At 57.3% G+C, this 15,652-nt stretch carries 13 protein-coding genes and 2 tRNA genes; all 15 read left to right on the forward strand.

What is annotated here, in order from left to right; genetic code table 11:
- The first annotated feature begins 64 nt into the window (after positions 1-64).
- Positions 65-715, forward strand: a complete 651-nt coding sequence (gene rlmE / locus OPU96_RS12820; RefSeq protein ID WP_192298922.1) for a 23S rRNA (uridine(2552)-2'-O)-methyltransferase RlmE — start codon at positions 65-67, stop codon at positions 713-715.
- Positions 716-915: 200 nt separating this feature from the next.
- The gene (gene ftsH, locus OPU96_RS12825; RefSeq protein ID WP_226455730.1) at positions 916-2,826 is read left to right on the forward strand and encodes an ATP-dependent zinc metalloprotease FtsH; all 1,911 of its coding nucleotides are present in this window, start codon (positions 916-918) and stop codon (positions 2,824-2,826) included.
- Positions 2,827-2,834: 8 nt separating this feature from the next.
- A complete protein-coding gene (folP, locus tag OPU96_RS12830; protein WP_498559164.1) occupies positions 2,835-3,686 on the forward strand; it encodes a dihydropteroate synthase in 852 nt (283 codons plus the stop codon).
- A gap of 16 nt (positions 3,687-3,702) precedes the next feature.
- A complete protein-coding gene (gene glmM / locus OPU96_RS12835) occupies positions 3,703-5,040 on the forward strand; it encodes a phosphoglucosamine mutase (RefSeq protein ID WP_192298919.1) in 1,338 nt (445 codons plus the stop codon).
- A gap of 66 nt (positions 5,041-5,106) precedes the next feature.
- Entirely contained in the window at positions 5,107-5,862 is a 756-nt protein-coding gene (gene tpiA, locus OPU96_RS12840; protein WP_192298918.1) for a triose-phosphate isomerase, read from the forward strand.
- A gap of 4 nt (positions 5,863-5,866) precedes the next feature.
- Positions 5,867-6,250 (forward strand): preprotein translocase subunit SecG, encoded by a 384-nt coding sequence (gene secG, locus OPU96_RS12845; RefSeq protein WP_010206600.1) that lies wholly within the window; start codon positions 5,867-5,869, stop codon positions 6,248-6,250.
- A 22-nt stretch (positions 6,251-6,272) separates the two neighbouring features.
- A tRNA-Leu gene (locus OPU96_RS12850) sits at positions 6,273-6,358 on the forward strand.
- A 96-nt stretch (positions 6,359-6,454) separates the two neighbouring features.
- Positions 6,455-6,531: transfer RNA gene (locus OPU96_RS12855), tRNA-Met, on the forward strand.
- A 140-nt stretch (positions 6,532-6,671) separates the two neighbouring features.
- Positions 6,672-7,130: a ribosome maturation factor RimP gene (gene rimP / locus OPU96_RS12860; RefSeq protein ID WP_032862957.1), complete on the forward strand. Its 459-nt coding sequence runs from the start codon at positions 6,672-6,674 to the stop codon at positions 7,128-7,130.
- Between the two features lie 47 nt (positions 7,131-7,177).
- Complete coding sequence (gene nusA, locus OPU96_RS12865; protein WP_017735551.1) at positions 7,178-8,659, forward strand: transcription termination factor NusA; 1,482 nt, start codon at positions 7,178-7,180, stop codon at positions 8,657-8,659.
- Positions 8,660-8,686: 27 nt separating this feature from the next.
- Positions 8,687-11,203, forward strand: coding sequence for a translation initiation factor IF-2 (infB, locus tag OPU96_RS12870; protein WP_226455727.1), 2,517 nt, complete (start codon positions 8,687-8,689; stop codon positions 11,201-11,203).
- Between the two features lie 159 nt (positions 11,204-11,362).
- The gene (gene rbfA / locus OPU96_RS12875; protein ID WP_065883945.1) at positions 11,363-11,758 is read left to right on the forward strand and encodes a 30S ribosome-binding factor RbfA; all 396 of its coding nucleotides are present in this window, start codon (positions 11,363-11,365) and stop codon (positions 11,756-11,758) included.
- Between the two features lie 3 nt (positions 11,759-11,761).
- Positions 11,762-12,679 carry a tRNA pseudouridine(55) synthase TruB gene (gene truB / locus OPU96_RS12880; RefSeq protein WP_026136642.1) on the forward strand — a complete coding sequence of 306 codons (918 nt, stop codon included), beginning with the start codon at positions 11,762-11,764 and terminating at the stop codon, positions 12,677-12,679.
- A 115-nt stretch (positions 12,680-12,794) separates the two neighbouring features.
- The gene (gene rpsO, locus OPU96_RS12885) at positions 12,795-13,064 is read left to right on the forward strand and encodes a 30S ribosomal protein S15 (RefSeq protein WP_003176135.1); all 270 of its coding nucleotides are present in this window, start codon (positions 12,795-12,797) and stop codon (positions 13,062-13,064) included.
- Between the two features lie 194 nt (positions 13,065-13,258).
- Positions 13,259-15,364: a polyribonucleotide nucleotidyltransferase gene (gene pnp / locus OPU96_RS12890; RefSeq protein ID WP_192298916.1), complete on the forward strand. Its 2,106-nt coding sequence runs from the start codon at positions 13,259-13,261 to the stop codon at positions 15,362-15,364.
- Positions 15,365-15,652: the final 288 nt, after the last annotated feature.

The following is a 15,652-nucleotide window of genomic DNA, read 5'->3' on the forward strand; positions in this document are numbered from 1 at the left end:
GTTTACCCGAGCGAGTCCGGGACCGCCCAGTTAATCACAACCCGTTTTATTTTCGAGGTGGCCCGTGGCCCGTTCCAAAACTAGCCTCAAGTGGCTGCAAGAGCATTTCAACGATCCTTACGTCAAAAAGGCGCAAAAGGACGGCTATCGTTCCCGTGCCAGCTACAAGCTGCTGGAGATCCAGGACAAGGACAAGCTGATCCGTCCAGGCATGAGCGTTATCGATCTTGGTGCAGCCCCTGGTGGCTGGTCCCAGGTGACCAGTCGTCTGATTGGTGGGCAAGGTCGCCTTATCGCTTCCGACATCCTCGAGATGGACAGCATCCCGGACGTGACCTTTGTTCATGGTGACTTTACCCAGGACACGGTGCTCGCCCAAATCCTTGAGGCTGTGGGAAATTCGCAGGTAGACCTTGTGATTTCCGACATGGCCCCCAATATGAGTGGATTACCGGCCGTCGATATGCCGCGTGCAATGTTCCTTTGCGAGCTGGCACTGGATTTGGCGGGTCGGGTATTGCGTCCCGGTGGCGATTTCCTGGTGAAGGTCTTCCAGGGTGAAGGTTTCGACGAGTACCACAAGAACATACGCAAGTTGTTCGATAAGGTGCAGACGCGTAAGCCAGACTCTTCCCGGGACCGGTCCAGAGAGCAATACCTGCTGTGCCGTGGCTTCCGTGGCGTCGAAGGTGCGACGAGTGAAGAGCGTTTTTGAGAAAGTCGAGGAGGGCGATAGGTTTTTTTATGTCGCTTTCGTCACGAAGCTTTACGAATATTGTGTAGTCAAAGTTTCACAAAGGGTTACAGACGGCGCCTGCCAGAGTTGTAGGTAATGTAGTAAGTTAGGCCGGTGAATATCATGCGAAGCGCGCGCCAGTAGCGGAGCTTGCTTCAGAGGGTAGTTAATTGAACGATATGGCAAAGAATCTGATCCTGTGGTTGATCATCGCGGCTGTCCTTGTGACGGTGATGAACAACTTCTCCAGCCCTAACGAACCGCAGACCCTCAACTACTCCGACTTCATCCAGCAAGTCAAGGATGGCAAGGTCGAGCGTGTAGCGATTGATGGCTTTGTGATCAACGGCAAGCGCAACGACGGCGATAGCTTCAAGACCATTCGTCCGAACATTCCGGACAACGGCCTGATCGGCGATCTGGTGGACAACCACGTCGTGGTTGAAGGCAAGCAGCCTGAGCAGCAGAGCATCTGGACCCAGCTCCTGGTCGCCAGCTTCCCGATCCTGGTGATTATTGCCGTGTTCATGTTCTTCATGCGCCAGATGCAAGGTGGTGCGGGAGGCAAGGGCGGGCCGATGAGCTTTGGCAAGAGCAAGGCGCGCCTGCTTTCCGAAGATCAGGTGAAGACCACCCTGGCTGATGTTGCCGGTTGCGATGAAGCCAAGGAAGAAGTCGGTGAGTTGGTCGAGTTCCTGCGCGATCCGGGCAAGTTTCAGCGCCTGGGTGGTCGCATTCCACGTGGTGTGCTGATGGTAGGCCCGCCAGGTACGGGTAAAACCTTGCTGGCCAAGGCGATTGCCGGCGAAGCGAAAGTGCCGTTCTTCACCATTTCCGGTTCTGACTTCGTCGAGATGTTTGTTGGTGTCGGCGCCAGCCGTGTTCGCGATATGTTCGAGCAGGCCAAGAAGCACGCACCTTGCATTATCTTCATCGATGAAATCGACGCCGTTGGTCGCCATCGTGGCGCCGGCATGGGCGGCGGTCATGATGAGCGTGAGCAGACCCTCAACCAACTGCTGGTTGAGATGGACGGCTTTGAAATGAATGACGGCATCATTGTCATCGCTGCTACCAACCGTCCGGATGTATTGGACCCTGCGTTGCTGCGTCCGGGCCGTTTCGACCGCCAGGTCGTGGTCGGCTTGCCGGACATCCGTGGTCGTGAGCAGATTCTCAAAGTGCATATGCGCAAAGTGCCGATGGGCGACGACGTGGCTCCGGCCGTGATTGCCCGTGGTACTCCTGGCTTCTCCGGTGCTGACCTGGCCAACCTGGTTAACGAGGCTTCGCTGTTTGCGGCCCGTACCGGCAAGCGCATCGTCGAAATGAAAGAGTTCGAACTGGCGAAAGACAAGATCATGATGGGTGCCGAGCGCAAATCCATGGTCATGTCCGAGAAAGAAAAGCAGAACACTGCTTATCACGAAGCCGGTCACGCCATTGTTGGTCGCGTTGTGCCAGAGCATGACCCGGTCTACAAGGTATCGATCATTCCTCGCGGTCGGGCGCTGGGTGTCACCATGTTCCTGCCGGAAGAGGATCGCTACAGCCTTTCCAAGCGTGCGCTGATCAGCCAGATCTGTTCGCTGTACGGCGGCCGTATCGCGGAAGAAATGACCCTGGGCTTTGACGGTGTGACCACCGGCGCGTCCAACGACATCATGCGTGCCAGCCAGATTGCGCGAAACATGGTGACCAAGTGGGGCTTGTCGGAAAAACTCGGTCCTTTGATGTATGCCGAGGAAGAAGGTGAGGTGTTCCTGGGTCGTGGCGGCGGCGGTCAAAGCGCCAGCTTCTCCGGTGAGACAGCCAAGCTGATCGACTCCGAAGTGCGCAGCATCATCGACCAGTGCTACGGCACGGCCAAGCAGATCCTGACCGATAACCGCGACAAGCTCGACGCGATGGCTGACGCGCTGATGAAGTACGAAACCATTGATGCCGACCAGATCGACGACATCATGGCTGGCCGCACCCCGCGTGAGCCTCGCGATTGGGAAGGTGGTTCGGGTACTTCGGGTACGCCGCCAGTGGTCCAGAATGAACGCCCTGAAACCCCGATCGGCGGCCCTGCGGCTGACCATTAAGGTTTGAAATGACTTCTGTGCTGTCCTCCACCCGGTTGCCTTGCGGCAATCGGGTTCTTGATTTGGCCCATACGCATGTCATGGGCATTCTTAATGTCACTCCTGATTCCTTCTCTGATGGTGGTCGCTTCAGCCAGCTCGATACTGCGTTGCGCCACGCCGAGGCGATGGTGTTGGCTGGTGCGACCTTGATCGATGTGGGAGGGGAGTCCACCCGTCCCGGTGCTCGTGTGGTTTCTCCCTTGGAGGAGCTGGAGCGGGTTGCGCCGATTGTCGAGCGCATCGCCCAGGAGCTGGATGTCATTATCTCGGTTGATACCTCGACCCCGGCGGTGATGCGCGAAACCGCGCGGCTGGGGGCTGGGCTTATCAATGACGTGCGTTCCTTGCGGCGTGACGGTGCCCTGGATGCGGCTGCAGCCACCGGTCTGCCGGTGTGCCTGATGCACATGCTGGGGGAGCCTGGAAATATGCAGGACAATCCGCACTACGACGATCTCGTTGGTGAGGTGAGCAGTTTCCTGGCTGAGCGGATCGCTCAGTGCGCTGGAGTAGGCATCGCTCCCGAGAAGATCATCCTTGATCCCGGGTTTGGCTTCGCCAAGACCCTGCAACATAATTTGAGTCTGTTTAAACACATGGAATCCCTCCATGCGCTTGGTCGTCCCTTGTTGGTTGGGGTTTCGCGCAAGAGCATGATAGGGCTGGCATTGAATCGTCCAGTGGGTGAGCGGTTGTATGGTGGCCTGGCGCTTGCGGCGCTTGCCGTGACCAAGGGCGCACGCATCTTGCGTGTACATGATGTCGCCGAGACGGTCGATGTGGTGCGCATGATTGCCGCTGTAGAATCTGCCGAATAAGAATGATGGAGCACTTATGACTAAAAAATACTTTGGCACCGACGGTATCCGTGGTCGGGTCGGCGAGTTTCCGATTACTCCTGACTTCATGCTCAAGCTGGGTTGGGCGGCAGGCATGGCGTTCCGCAGCATGGGCGCGTGCCGCATCCTGGTGGGCAAGGACACCCGCATTTCGGGTTATATGTTTGAGTCTGCGCTCGAGGCGGGTTTGTCTGCTGCCGGTGCTGATGTGATGTTGCTGGGGCCGATGCCGACGCCGGCGATCGCCTACCTGACGCGTACCTTCCACGCTGAAGCCGGTATTGTGATCAGCGCTTCGCACAATCCCCACGATGACAATGGCATCAAGTTCTTTTCCGGTCAGGGCACCAAGTTGCCTGACGAAATCGAGCTGATGATCGAAGAATTGCTCGACGCACCGATGACTGTGGTCGAGTCCAGTAAGCTGGGCAAGGTGTCGCGCATCAATGATGCCTCTGGGCGTTACATCGAGTTTTGCAAAAGCAGTGTTCCTACCAGCACCAATTTTGCCGGGCTGAAAATTGTTGTCGATTGCGCACACGGTGCGACCTACAAGGTTGCCCCGAGCGTGTTCAAGGAGTTGGGTGCCGAAGTAACGGTGCTGTCGGCGCAGCCTGATGGTTTGAATATCAACGAGAACTGTGGCTCCACGCACATGGAGCAGTTGCAGGCAGCCGTGCTGGCCAAGCATGCTGACTTGGGTATTGCCTTTGATGGCGATGGCGATCGCGTGCTGATGGTGGATCACACGGGCGCGGTGGTCGATGGCGATGACCTGCTGTTCATCATTGCTCGCGACTTGCATGAGCGTAACAAGCTGCAGGGCGGCGTCGTTGGTACGTTGATGAGTAATCTGGGATTGGAGTTGGCCCTGGCTGACCTGGGGATTCCCTTTGTTCGTGCCAATGTCGGTGACCGTTACGTAATCGCCGAGCTGCTGGAGCGTAACTGGCAAGTGGGTGGCGAGAACTCCGGGCATGTTGTCTGCTTCCAGCACACCACTACTGGCGACGCAATTATCGCGGCGCTCCAGGTATTGCTGTCTTTGCGTCGTCGTGAAGAGAGTCTTGCTCAGGCGCGTCAGGCGCTGCGCAAGTGCCCGCAAGTGCTCCTCAATGTGCGCTTTGCAGGGGGTGAAAACCCAATCGAGCACCCGGCTGTCAAAGATGCCTGTGAGCGTGTGACGCTGGCAATGGCGGGGCGTGGGCGGGTGTTGCTGCGCAAGTCCGGCACAGAGCCTTTGGTGCGCGTCATGGTCGAAGGTGACGATGAAACGCAGGTTCGCGAGCATGCAGAAAGCCTGGCAAAACTGGTAAGTGAAGTTTGCGCCTGAATTCGGCTTGCCAGTGGTGATGTGGTTGGGTAACATCTGCGCCCACTTTGACCGACGGGGTACAGCATGCGTCGCACTATGGTAGCTGGTAACTGGAAGATGCACGGTACCCGCGCCAGTGTCGCTGAGCTGATCAACGGCCTTCGTCACCTGGCCTTGCCTAGCGGCGTTGATGTGGCGGTTTTCCCGCCTCTCTTGCATATCACCCAAGTGGTTGATGGCTTGAAAGGCAAGTCGATTCAGGTCGGCGCGCAGAATTCTGCGGTGGAAGCCATGCAAGGTGCGTTGACCGGTGAGATTGCACCGAGTCAGTTGGTTGATGCGGGTTGTTCCTATGTGCTGGTCGGGCACTCCGAGCGTCGCCAGATGATGGGCGAGCGGGATGGGACACTCAATCGCAAGTTCGCAGCGGCACAGGCTTGTGGCTTGATTCCAGTGTTGTGCATAGGGGAAACCCTTGAGCAGCGCGAATCGGGCAAGACTCTTGAAGTTGTCTCGCGTCAGCTAGGCAGCATCATCGAGGAGCTGGGTGTCGGTGCGTTTGCAAAGGCAGTAATCGCTTACGAGCCGGTCTGGGCCATTGGTACCGGGCTGACTGCTACGCCGCAACAGGCGCAGGATGTGCACGCAGCCATTCGCGCGCAGTTGGCGGCAGAGAATTCTGAAGTCGCACAAGGTGTGCGTCTTCTATACGGCGGCAGCGTGAAGGCGGCCAATGCGGTCGAACTGTTCGGCATGCCGGATATCGATGGGGGGCTCATTGGTGGAGCTTCCCTGAATGCAGATGAGTTCGGTGCGATCTGTCGCGCCGCGGGAAACTGAAAAAATGCTGGAAACAGTCGTAGTCGTTTTTCATCTGTTGGCCGCACTGGGCGTAGTTGCCCTGGTTTTGCTGCAACAGGGTAAAGGTGCGGATGCTGGTGCGTCTTTCGGTGCAGGTGCTTCAAATACTGTGTTCGGAAGCCAAGGTTCCTCTACCTTTCTTAGTAAGTTTACTGCTATACTTGCCGCCGGTTTCTTCATAACCAGCTTGGGGTTAGGTTACTTTGCTAAAGAGAAGGCTCATGTGCTGACTCAGGTAGGTCTCCCAAACCCAGCAGTGTTGGAAGTTCCAAAAGCAAAACCGGCTTCTGATGATGTCCCGGTGCTTCAAGAGCAAAAGTCGGCTACTCCAGCGACTGACGTACCTCCAGCTCAAGAGCAAAAGTAAGAAGGGTTGTAAACGCTGTATTGCCGAGGTGGTGGAATTGGTAGACACGCAACCTTGAGGTGGTTGTGCCCATAGGGTGTAGGGGTTCGAGTCCCCTTCTCGGTACCAATTATCAGGAGAGCCCGCTGTTGCGGGCTTTCTTGTAGGTGGAAGGTTACATTGACCCTGCAAGGGATCGGTCGTATACTTCCGCCCCAGCTTTGTCGCGGGGTGGAGCAGTCTGGTAGCTCGTCGGGCTCATAACCCGAAGGTCGTCGGTTCAAATCCGGCCCCCGCAACCAGTTTTAGCGGAGCCCCTTTTAAGGGGCTTTTTGTTAGCTGGACACTTTCAACGCCGCTGTTCGACGGCGTTTCAAGGATGGGCGTTTCGCCCATTTTTTTATTTTGCACAGCATGCACATACATGCACGAGGGGGTTCAGGTGTCGAGCAAGCTAGAAGAGTTGCAGGCCTTGCTGGCCCCGGTGGTCGTGGCCCTAGGCTATGAATGCTGGGGTATTGAGTTTTCGGCTCAAGGTCGCCACTCAATGTTGCGCGTTTATATCGATAAAGAGGGCGGTGTGCTGGTGGACGATTGCGCCATTGTCAGCCGTCAGATCAGCGGTGTCCTGGATGTTGAAGATCCAATCGCCGTTGAATACACCCTCGAAGTTTCCTCGCCAGGCATGGAACGCCCACTGTTCACTATCGAGCAGTTTGCTAAATATGTCGGTGAACAAGTGAAGATCAAGCTGCGATCCCCGTTCGAAGGGCGACGCAATTTTCAGGGCCTTCTGCGCGGTGTAGAAGAACAGGATGTCGTGGTGCAGGTAGAAGACCATGAGTTCCTGTTGCCGATCGATATGATCGACAAGGCCAACATTATTCCCAGTTTTGACTGAGACGCGGATCCCGCGGATCCAATGGCTTGCGAAAGGCGAGGCGTACGATGAGCAAAGAAGTACTGCTGGTTGTTGAGTCGGTATCCAACGAAAAGGGTGTACCGGCAAGCGTGATTTTTGAAGCGTTGGAGCTGGCCCTGGCCACTGCTACCAAAAAGCGCTTTGAAGACGAAGTTGATCTGCGTGTGGAAATCAACCGCCACACCGGTGCCTACGAGACTTTCCGTCGCTGGACGGTGGTCGAAGAGGACGATCTTGATGATCCGGCCATCGAAACCTGGCCGAGCAAGGTTGCGCAAACGCATCCTGGCGCCAAGGTCGGTGATGTCGTTGAAGAGAAAATCGAATCCATCGAGTTCGGCCGCATTGCTGCACAGACTGCCAAGCAGGTCATTGTGCAGAAAGTCCGCGAAGCCGAGCGCGCTCAAGTCGTTGACGCTTATCGCGAGCGCCTGGGTGAAATCATCTCCGGCACCGTGAAAAAAGTCACCCGCGACAATGTGATCGTCGACCTGGGCAACAACGCAGAAGCGTTGCTGGCTCGCGAAGACATCATTTCTCGCGAAACCTTCCGTGTCGGCGTGCGTCTGCGTGCGCTGCTCAAGGAAATCCGCACCGAGAACCGCGGTCCTCAGCTGATCCTGTCGCGTACCGCGCCGGAAATGCTGATTGAACTGTTCCGCATCGAAGTGCCGGAAATCGCCGAAGGCCTGATCGAAGTCATGGCTGCGTCCCGCGACCCGGGTTCGCGCGCCAAGATCGCGGTCCGCTCCAAGGACAAACGCATCGACCCGCAAGGCGCTTGCATTGGTATGCGCGGTTCGCGCGTCCAGGCAGTGTCGGGCGAATTGGGCGGTGAGCGTGTGGACATCGTCCTGTGGGACGATAACCCGGCGCAGTTCGTGATCAACGCCATGTCGCCAGCTGAAGTGGCGGCAATTATCGTTGACGAAGATGCCCATGCAATGGACATCGCCGTTGGCGCAGACAATCTGGCTCAGGCCATTGGTCGTGGTGGTCAGAACGTGCGTCTGGCCAGCCAACTGACCGGCTGGACCCTGAACGTGATGACCGAATCGGACATCCAGGCTAAGCAGCAAGCTGAAACCGGTGACATCCTGCGCAACTTCATCGACGAGCTGGAAGTCGACGAAGACCTGGCGCAGGTGCTGGTAGATGAAGGCTTCACCAGCCTGGAAGAGATTGCCTACGTACCGTTGGAAGAAATGCTCAACATCGACGGCTTTGACGAAGATACCGTCAACGAGCTTCGCGCTCGGGCCAAGGATCGTTTGTTGACTAAAGCCATCGCTACTGAGGAAAAGCTGGCAGACGCCCATCCGGCCGAAGACCTGCTCTCGCTTGAGGGTATGGACAAGGATTTGGCGATGGAACTGGCGGTGCGCGGCGTAATTACCCGCGAAGACCTGGCCGAGCAGTCTATTGACGACCTGCTCGACATCGACGGCATTGACGATGATCGTGCCGGCAAGTTGATCATGGCCGCCCGAGCCCATTGGTTCGAGTAATTAGGCGCGGCCTGAGGAGAGAAGTGCATGACGCAAGTCACGGTGAAACAACTGGCCGATGAGGTCAAAACACCGGTAGAGCGCCTGTTGCAGCAGATGCGTGAGGCAGGTCTGCCGCACACCGCCGCCGATGAAGGTGTGAGCGATAGTGAGAAGCAGTCTTTGCTGACTCACTTGAAGAGCAGCCACAAGGCGAAAGTGGAAGAACCGCGCAAGATTACATTGCAGCGCAAAACCACCAGCACACTGCGTGTTGCTGGTAGCAAGAGCATCAGCGTTGAAGTACGCAAGAAGAAAGTCTTCGTACAGCGCAGCCCGGAAGAAATCGAAGCCGAGCGCAAACGCGAACTGGAAGAGCGTCGCGCAGTAGAAAATGCTGCTCGTCAGAAGGCTGAAGAAGAAGCCAAGCGTCGCGCCGAAGAAGAAGCGCGTCGCCAGCCTGCTGCTGCGCAACCTGCTGCCACTGAAGCGGTCGCTGCGCCTGTTGAAGCTGTGCGTGAGGCCGCTCCGGTTGCCGCTGCACCTGCTCCGGCAGCTGACGCCCGCAAGCGTGACGAACCTCGTCGCCCGGACAAGCCACGTGCCGACGATAACAATCGTCGCAGCGGTGGTGGCGATGGCGAGCGCAAAAACGCTCCGCATCGTGCTTCGGTCAAAGAGAAAGCGCCTGCTCCACGCGTTGCCCCACGTACTACCGACGAAGAAAGCGATGGCTTCCGTCGTGGTGGTCGCGGCAAGGCCAAGCTGAAGAAACGCAACGCCCACGGTTTCCAGAGCCCAACCGGCCCTGTCGTGCGTGAAGTGAAGATCGGCGAGACCATCACTGTTGGCGATCTCGCCCAGCAGATGTCGGTCAAGGCAGCTGAAATCATCAAGTTCATGTTCAAGCTGGGTACTCCGGCCACTATCAACCAGGTACTGGATCAGGAAACTGCCCAACTGGTTGCTGAAGAGCTGGGCCACAAAGTGACCCTGGTCAGCGATACCGCCCTGGAAGATTCCCTGGCCGAGTCCCTGAAGTTTGAAGGTGAGGCGGTTTCCCGTGCACCGGTCGTGACCGTAATGGGCCACGTTGACCACGGTAAAACTTCCCTGCTCGACTACATCCGTCGTGCCAAGGTTGCTGCTGGCGAAGCCGGCGGTATCACCCAGCACATCGGTGCGTACCACGTTGAAACCGACCGTGGCATGGTGACGTTCCTCGACACCCCTGGTCACGCTGCGTTTACCGCAATGCGTGCCCGTGGTGCCAAGGCGACTGACATCGTGATCCTGGTGGTTGCAGCTGACGACGGCGTGATGCCACAAACCATCGAAGCCGTTCAGCATGCCAAGGCTGCTGGCGTTCCGCTGGTTGTTGCGGTGAACAAAATCGACAAGCCGGGCGCTGATCTTGATCGCATCCGTAGCGAACTGTCGGTTCACGGCGTGACATCCGAAGAGTGGGGTGGCGACACTCCATTCGTACCAGTCTCCGCGAAGATGGGTACTGGCGTTGACGAACTGCTCGAAGCCGTTCTGTTGCAAGCCGAAGTCCTGGAACTGACTGCTACTCCCTCGGCTCCTGGCCGTGGCGTTGTGGTTGAGTCCCGTCTCGACAAGGGCCGTGGCCCGGTTGCGACCGTTCTGGTTCAAGACGGTACCCTGCGCCAAGGCGACATGGTCCTGGTCGGTTCGAACTACGGCCGTGTACGTGCCATGCTCGACGAGAACGGCAAGCCAATCAAGGAAGCAGGTCCTGCTATCCCGGTCGAGATCCTCGGCCTGGACGGTACGCCGGACGCTGGCGACGAGATGAGCGTAGTGGCCGACGAGAAGAAAGCCCGTGAAGTGGCTCTGTTCCGTCAAGGCAAGTTCCGCGAAGTCAAACTGGCCCGTGCTCACGCAGGCAAGCTGGAAAACATCTTCGAGAACATGGGCCAGGAAGAGAAGAAGACGCTTAACATCGTCCTCAAATCTGACGTACGTGGTTCCCTCGAAGCGTTGAACGGCGCCTTGAACGGCCTGGGTAACGACGAAGTGCAAGTGCGCGTTGTCGGTGGCGGTGTCGGTGGTATCACCGAATCTGACGCCAACCTGGCACTGGCTTCCAACGCTGTACTGTTCGGCTTCAACGTGCGTGCCGATGCTGGCGCTCGCAAGATCGTCGAGCAGGAAGGCCTGGACATGCGTTACTACAACGTCATCTACGACATCATCGAAGACGTCAAGAAAGCCCTTACCGGCATGCTTGGCAGCGACGTCCGGGAGAACATCCTGGGTATCGCCGAAGTACGTGACGTGTTCCGCTCGCCGAAATTCGGCGCGATCGCCGGCTGCATGGTTGTCGAAGGCACTGTGTACCGTAACCGTCCAATCCGCGTACTGCGTGAAGACATCGTTATCTTCGAAGGCGAGCTGGAATCCCTGCGCCGCTTCAAGGATGACGCTTCCGAAGTACGTGCCGGCATGGAATGCGGTATCGGCGTCAAGAGCTACAACGACGTCAAGGTTGGCGACAAGATCGAAGTCTTCGAGAAGGTTCAGGTTGCTCGCAGCCTCTAACTCGCGCACTTCCGGAGCCACGCAGCGAGTGGGCATGCAAATGCCCCGCGCAGCGTACGGACTCTAAACGCAACGCCCGGTCTGGCTTTTGTCAGGCCGGGCGTTTGCCGCTTTCAGACCCCACGGGTTTCACCGTGTGGCAGTAACAGGTAACAAGACATGGCAAAAGAATACAGCCGTACCCAGCGTATCGGCGATCAGATGCAGCGCGAGCTGGCCCAACTGATCCGTCGCGAAGTCAAAGACCCACGGGTTGGCCTGGTCACCATCACCGCCGTTGAAGTGAGCCGTGACGTTGGTCACGCCAAGATCTTCATCACCGTGATGGGGCAGGACAACAGTGAAGAAATCGCGCAAAGCATCAAGGTGCTCAACGCTGCGGCAGGTTTCCTGCGCATGCAATTGGCCCGTGAAATGAAGCTGCGCAGCGTTCCCCAGCTGCACTTCCACTACGACGAAAGCGTCGTGCGTGGTGCGCATCTGTCGGCACTGATCGAGCGCGCCGTGGCGGAAGACAGTCAGCACCCGTCCACACCTGAAGACGCCAAGGAGTAAGCGGTGGCTCAGGTCAAACGTATCCGTCGCAACGTCAGCGGCATCATTCTGCTCGACAAGCCCATTGGCTTTACCTCCAATGCCGCTTTGCAGAAGGTCCGCTGGCTGCTCAATGCCGAGAAGGCCGGGCACACCGGCAGCCTTGATCCGCTGGCCACCGGCGTGTTGCCGTTGTGCTTTGGCGAGGCCACCAAGTTCTCGCAATACCTGCTCGATTCCGACAAGGGTTACGAAACCCTCATGCAACTGGGCAAGACCACCACCACGGCCGATGCCGAAGGTGATGTTTTGCAGGTTCGCGATGTGACCGTTGGTCGTGCGGATATTGAAGCGGCTTTACCCGGTTTTCGTGGGCAAATCAGTCAGATACCGCCGATGTACTCGGCGCTCAAGCGTGATGGGCAGCCACTTTACAAGCTGGCACGTGCGGGCGAAGTAGTGGAGCGCGAACCGCGTTCTGTTACTATTGCGCGCTTGGAATTGCTCGCCTGTGAAGGTGACACTGCGCGTCTGGCCGTGGACTGCAGCAAAGGCACCTATATCCGTACCCTGGTGGAAGATATTGGTGAAAAGCTTGGTTGCGGCGCGTACGTTGCAGAACTGCGACGCACCCAGGCCGGCCCTTTCACCCTGGCCCAGACGGTCACGCTGGAAGAGTTGGAAGCGGTGCACGCCGAAGGCGGCAATGAAGCCGTTGATCGCTTCCTGATGCCATCGGACAGCGGTTTGCTGGATTGGCCATTGCTGCACTTCTCGGAGCACAGCGCGTTCTACTGGCTCAACGGCCAGCCGGTACGTGCCCCGGATGCCCCGAAGTTCGGCATGGTGCGGGTACAGGATCATAACGGTCGCTTTATCGGTATCGGTGAAGTGAGCGAAGACGGGCGCATCGCGCCGCGTCGACTGATTCGGTCAGAATGACCGAACGAGTGTGGCTGTTAACAGGCACGGTCAACACTCATTTTTAGATACAGGGATTTGTCCCTGGCCTGTTGAGACCGCCCTTTGGGTGGTTTCCTGAAAAAAGGATTGCCTCATGGCTCTCGACGTTCAAGAAAAAGCACAAATCGTTGCTGACTATCAGCAAGCTGTTGGTGACACTGGTTCGCCAGAAGTGCAAGTTGCACTGCTGACCCACAACATCAACAAGCTGCAAGGTCACTTCAAGGCCAACGGTAAAGATCACCACTCCCGTCGTGGTCTGATCCGCATGGTAAACCAGCGTCGTAAGCTGCTGGATTACCTGAAAGGCAAGGATCTGGGTCGTTATCAGGCTCTGATCGGTCGCCTGGGTCTGCGTCGCTAATAAGCGATTGCGCTAGAGGTTGGTTGTCTGCCGTGTGTCAGTGGGATTCCCGCTGGCCCATGGCAGGCTCCCAGCCTCAAGTTTTATCTGGATACACGTTTTACCCTGGACTAGCGTCGGGCCGATTCCCGACATTGCCCAAGAATTTCGCAAGAAGACAAGTTCCCCAAGAGCCACAAAGAAGGTAGGACACCGTGAACCCGGTTATCAAAAAATTCCAGTTCGGTCAGTCGACCGTTACCCTCGAGACAGGCCGTATCGCCCGTCAAGCCTCCGGCGCAGTGCTGGTTACCGTTGACGACGACGTGACCGTATTGGTGACCGTTGTTGGCGCCAAGACCGCTGACCCAAGCAAAGGCTTCTTCCCTCTTTCCGTTCACTACCAGGAAAAGACTTACGCTGCCGGTAAGATCCCTGGCGGTTTCTTCAAGCGTGAAGGCCGTCCTTCCGAGAAAGAAACCCTGACTTCCCGACTGATCGACCGTCCGATCCGTCCGCTGTTCCCAGAAGGCTTCATGAACGAAGTGCAGGTTGTCTGCACCGTCGTTTCCACCAGCAAGAAAACCGATCCGGACATCGCTGCGATGATCGGTACTTCGGCTGCCCTGGCTATCTCGGGCATTCCGTTCGACGGCCCGATCGGCGCCGCTCGCGTTGCTTTCCACGAAAGCACCGGCTACCTGCTGAACCCGACTTACGAGCAACAGAAAGCATCGAGCCTGGACATGGTCGTTGCCGGTACCTCGGAAGCCGTATTGATGGTTGAATCGGAAGCCAAAGAGCTGACCGAAGACCAGATGCTGGGCGCCGTACTGTTCGCCCACGACGAGTTCCAGGCGGTCATCAAGGCCGTTACCGAACTGGCTGCCGAAGCCGCCAAGCCTACCTGGACCTGGACTGCTGCCCCGGAAGCCACCGAGCTGCTGAGCACTATCCGCTCCGAGTTCGGCGCTGCGATCTCCGACGCCTACACCATCACCGTCAAGGCCGACCGCTACGCTCGCCTGGGTGAGTTGAAGGATCAGGTCGTTGCCAAGCTGTCCGGTGAAGAAGGTCAGCCTTCCTCCAGCGACGTCAAAGCAGCTTTCGGCGAAATCGAATACCGCACCGTTCGCGAAAACATCGTCAACGGCAAGCCACGTATCGACGGTCGCGACACCAAGACCGTACGTCCGCTGAACATCGAAGTCGGCGTTCTGCCAAAGACTCACGGTTCGGCGCTGTTCACCCGTGGTGAAACCCAGGCCCTGGTTGTCGCGACTCTGGGTACTGCCCGTGACGCACAGCTGCTGGACACCCTGGAAGGCGAGAAAAAAGACCCGTTCATGCTGCACTACAACTTCCCTCCGTTCTCGGTGGGCGAGTGTGGTCGCATGGGTGGCGCTGGTCGTCGTGAAATCGGCCACGGCCGTCTGGCCCGTCGTTCGATTGCAGCCATGCTGCCGGCTGCCGACGTGTTCCCGTACACCATCCGTGTCGTATCGGAAATTACCGAATCCAACGGTTCCAGCTCCATGGCTTCGGTCTGCGGTGCTTCCCTGGCACTGATGGATGCTGGTGTGCCGATGAAGGCGCCGGTTGCCGGTATCGCCATGGGCCTGGTTAAAGAAGGCGAGAAGTTCGCCATCCTGACCGACATCCTGGGCGACGAAGACCACCTGGGCGACATGGACTTCAAGGTAGCCGGTACCGCCAAAGGCGTCACCGCGCTGCAGATGGACATCAAGATCAAGGGCATCACCGAAGAGATCATGGAAATCGCCCTGGGCCAAGCCCTGGAAGCGCGCCTGAACATCCTCGGCCAGATGAACCAGATCATTGGTCAGTCCCGTACCGAACTGTCGGAAAATGCTCCGACCATGATCGCGATGAAAATCGACACCGACAAAATCCGTGATGTTATCGGTAAAGGCGGCGCGACTATCCGTGCGATCTGTGAAGAGACCAAGGCTTCGATCGACATCGAAGACGACGGCTCGATCAAGATCTTCGGCGAAACCAAGGAAGCCGCTGAGGCAGCACGTCAGCGCGTCCTGGGCATTACCGCTGAAGCCGAGATCGGCAAGATCTACGTCGGTAAGGTTGAGCGCATCGTCGACTTCGGCGCATTCGTCAACATCCTGCCGGGCAAGGACGGTCTGGTTCACATCTCCATGCTGAGCGACGCTCGTGTTGAGAAAGTGACCGACATCCTGAAAGAAGGCCAGGAAGTGGAAGTGCTGGTACTGGACGTGGACAACCGCGGCCGTATCAAGCTGTCCATCAAGGACGTAGCAGCAGCCAAGGCTTCGGGCGTTTAATCACCCTCAGGCTTTTCGCTGAAAAAAGGGACTCTTCGGAGTCCTTTTTTTATGCCTGGAGGAAAATGCCTGGAAATCAGGTGCTTACCCAGATCCAAAAGCCGCAACTTGCATGCAGAGGCGAGGGGTTTCATGCAAGTTGCACGATTACAAAAAACAGCTGTTTTCGTAACTCGTTGTTTTGTAAGGTTTTAATTGCCTGATGCGACTTGGCACACTGTCTGCAATATCCCTGTTAACGCTGCAGCATCAAGGTTTACGTACTGCAGACTTTTAATAAAACAGGAG

It is taken from the genome of Pseudomonas sp. RP-B7 (assembly GCF_059803535.1).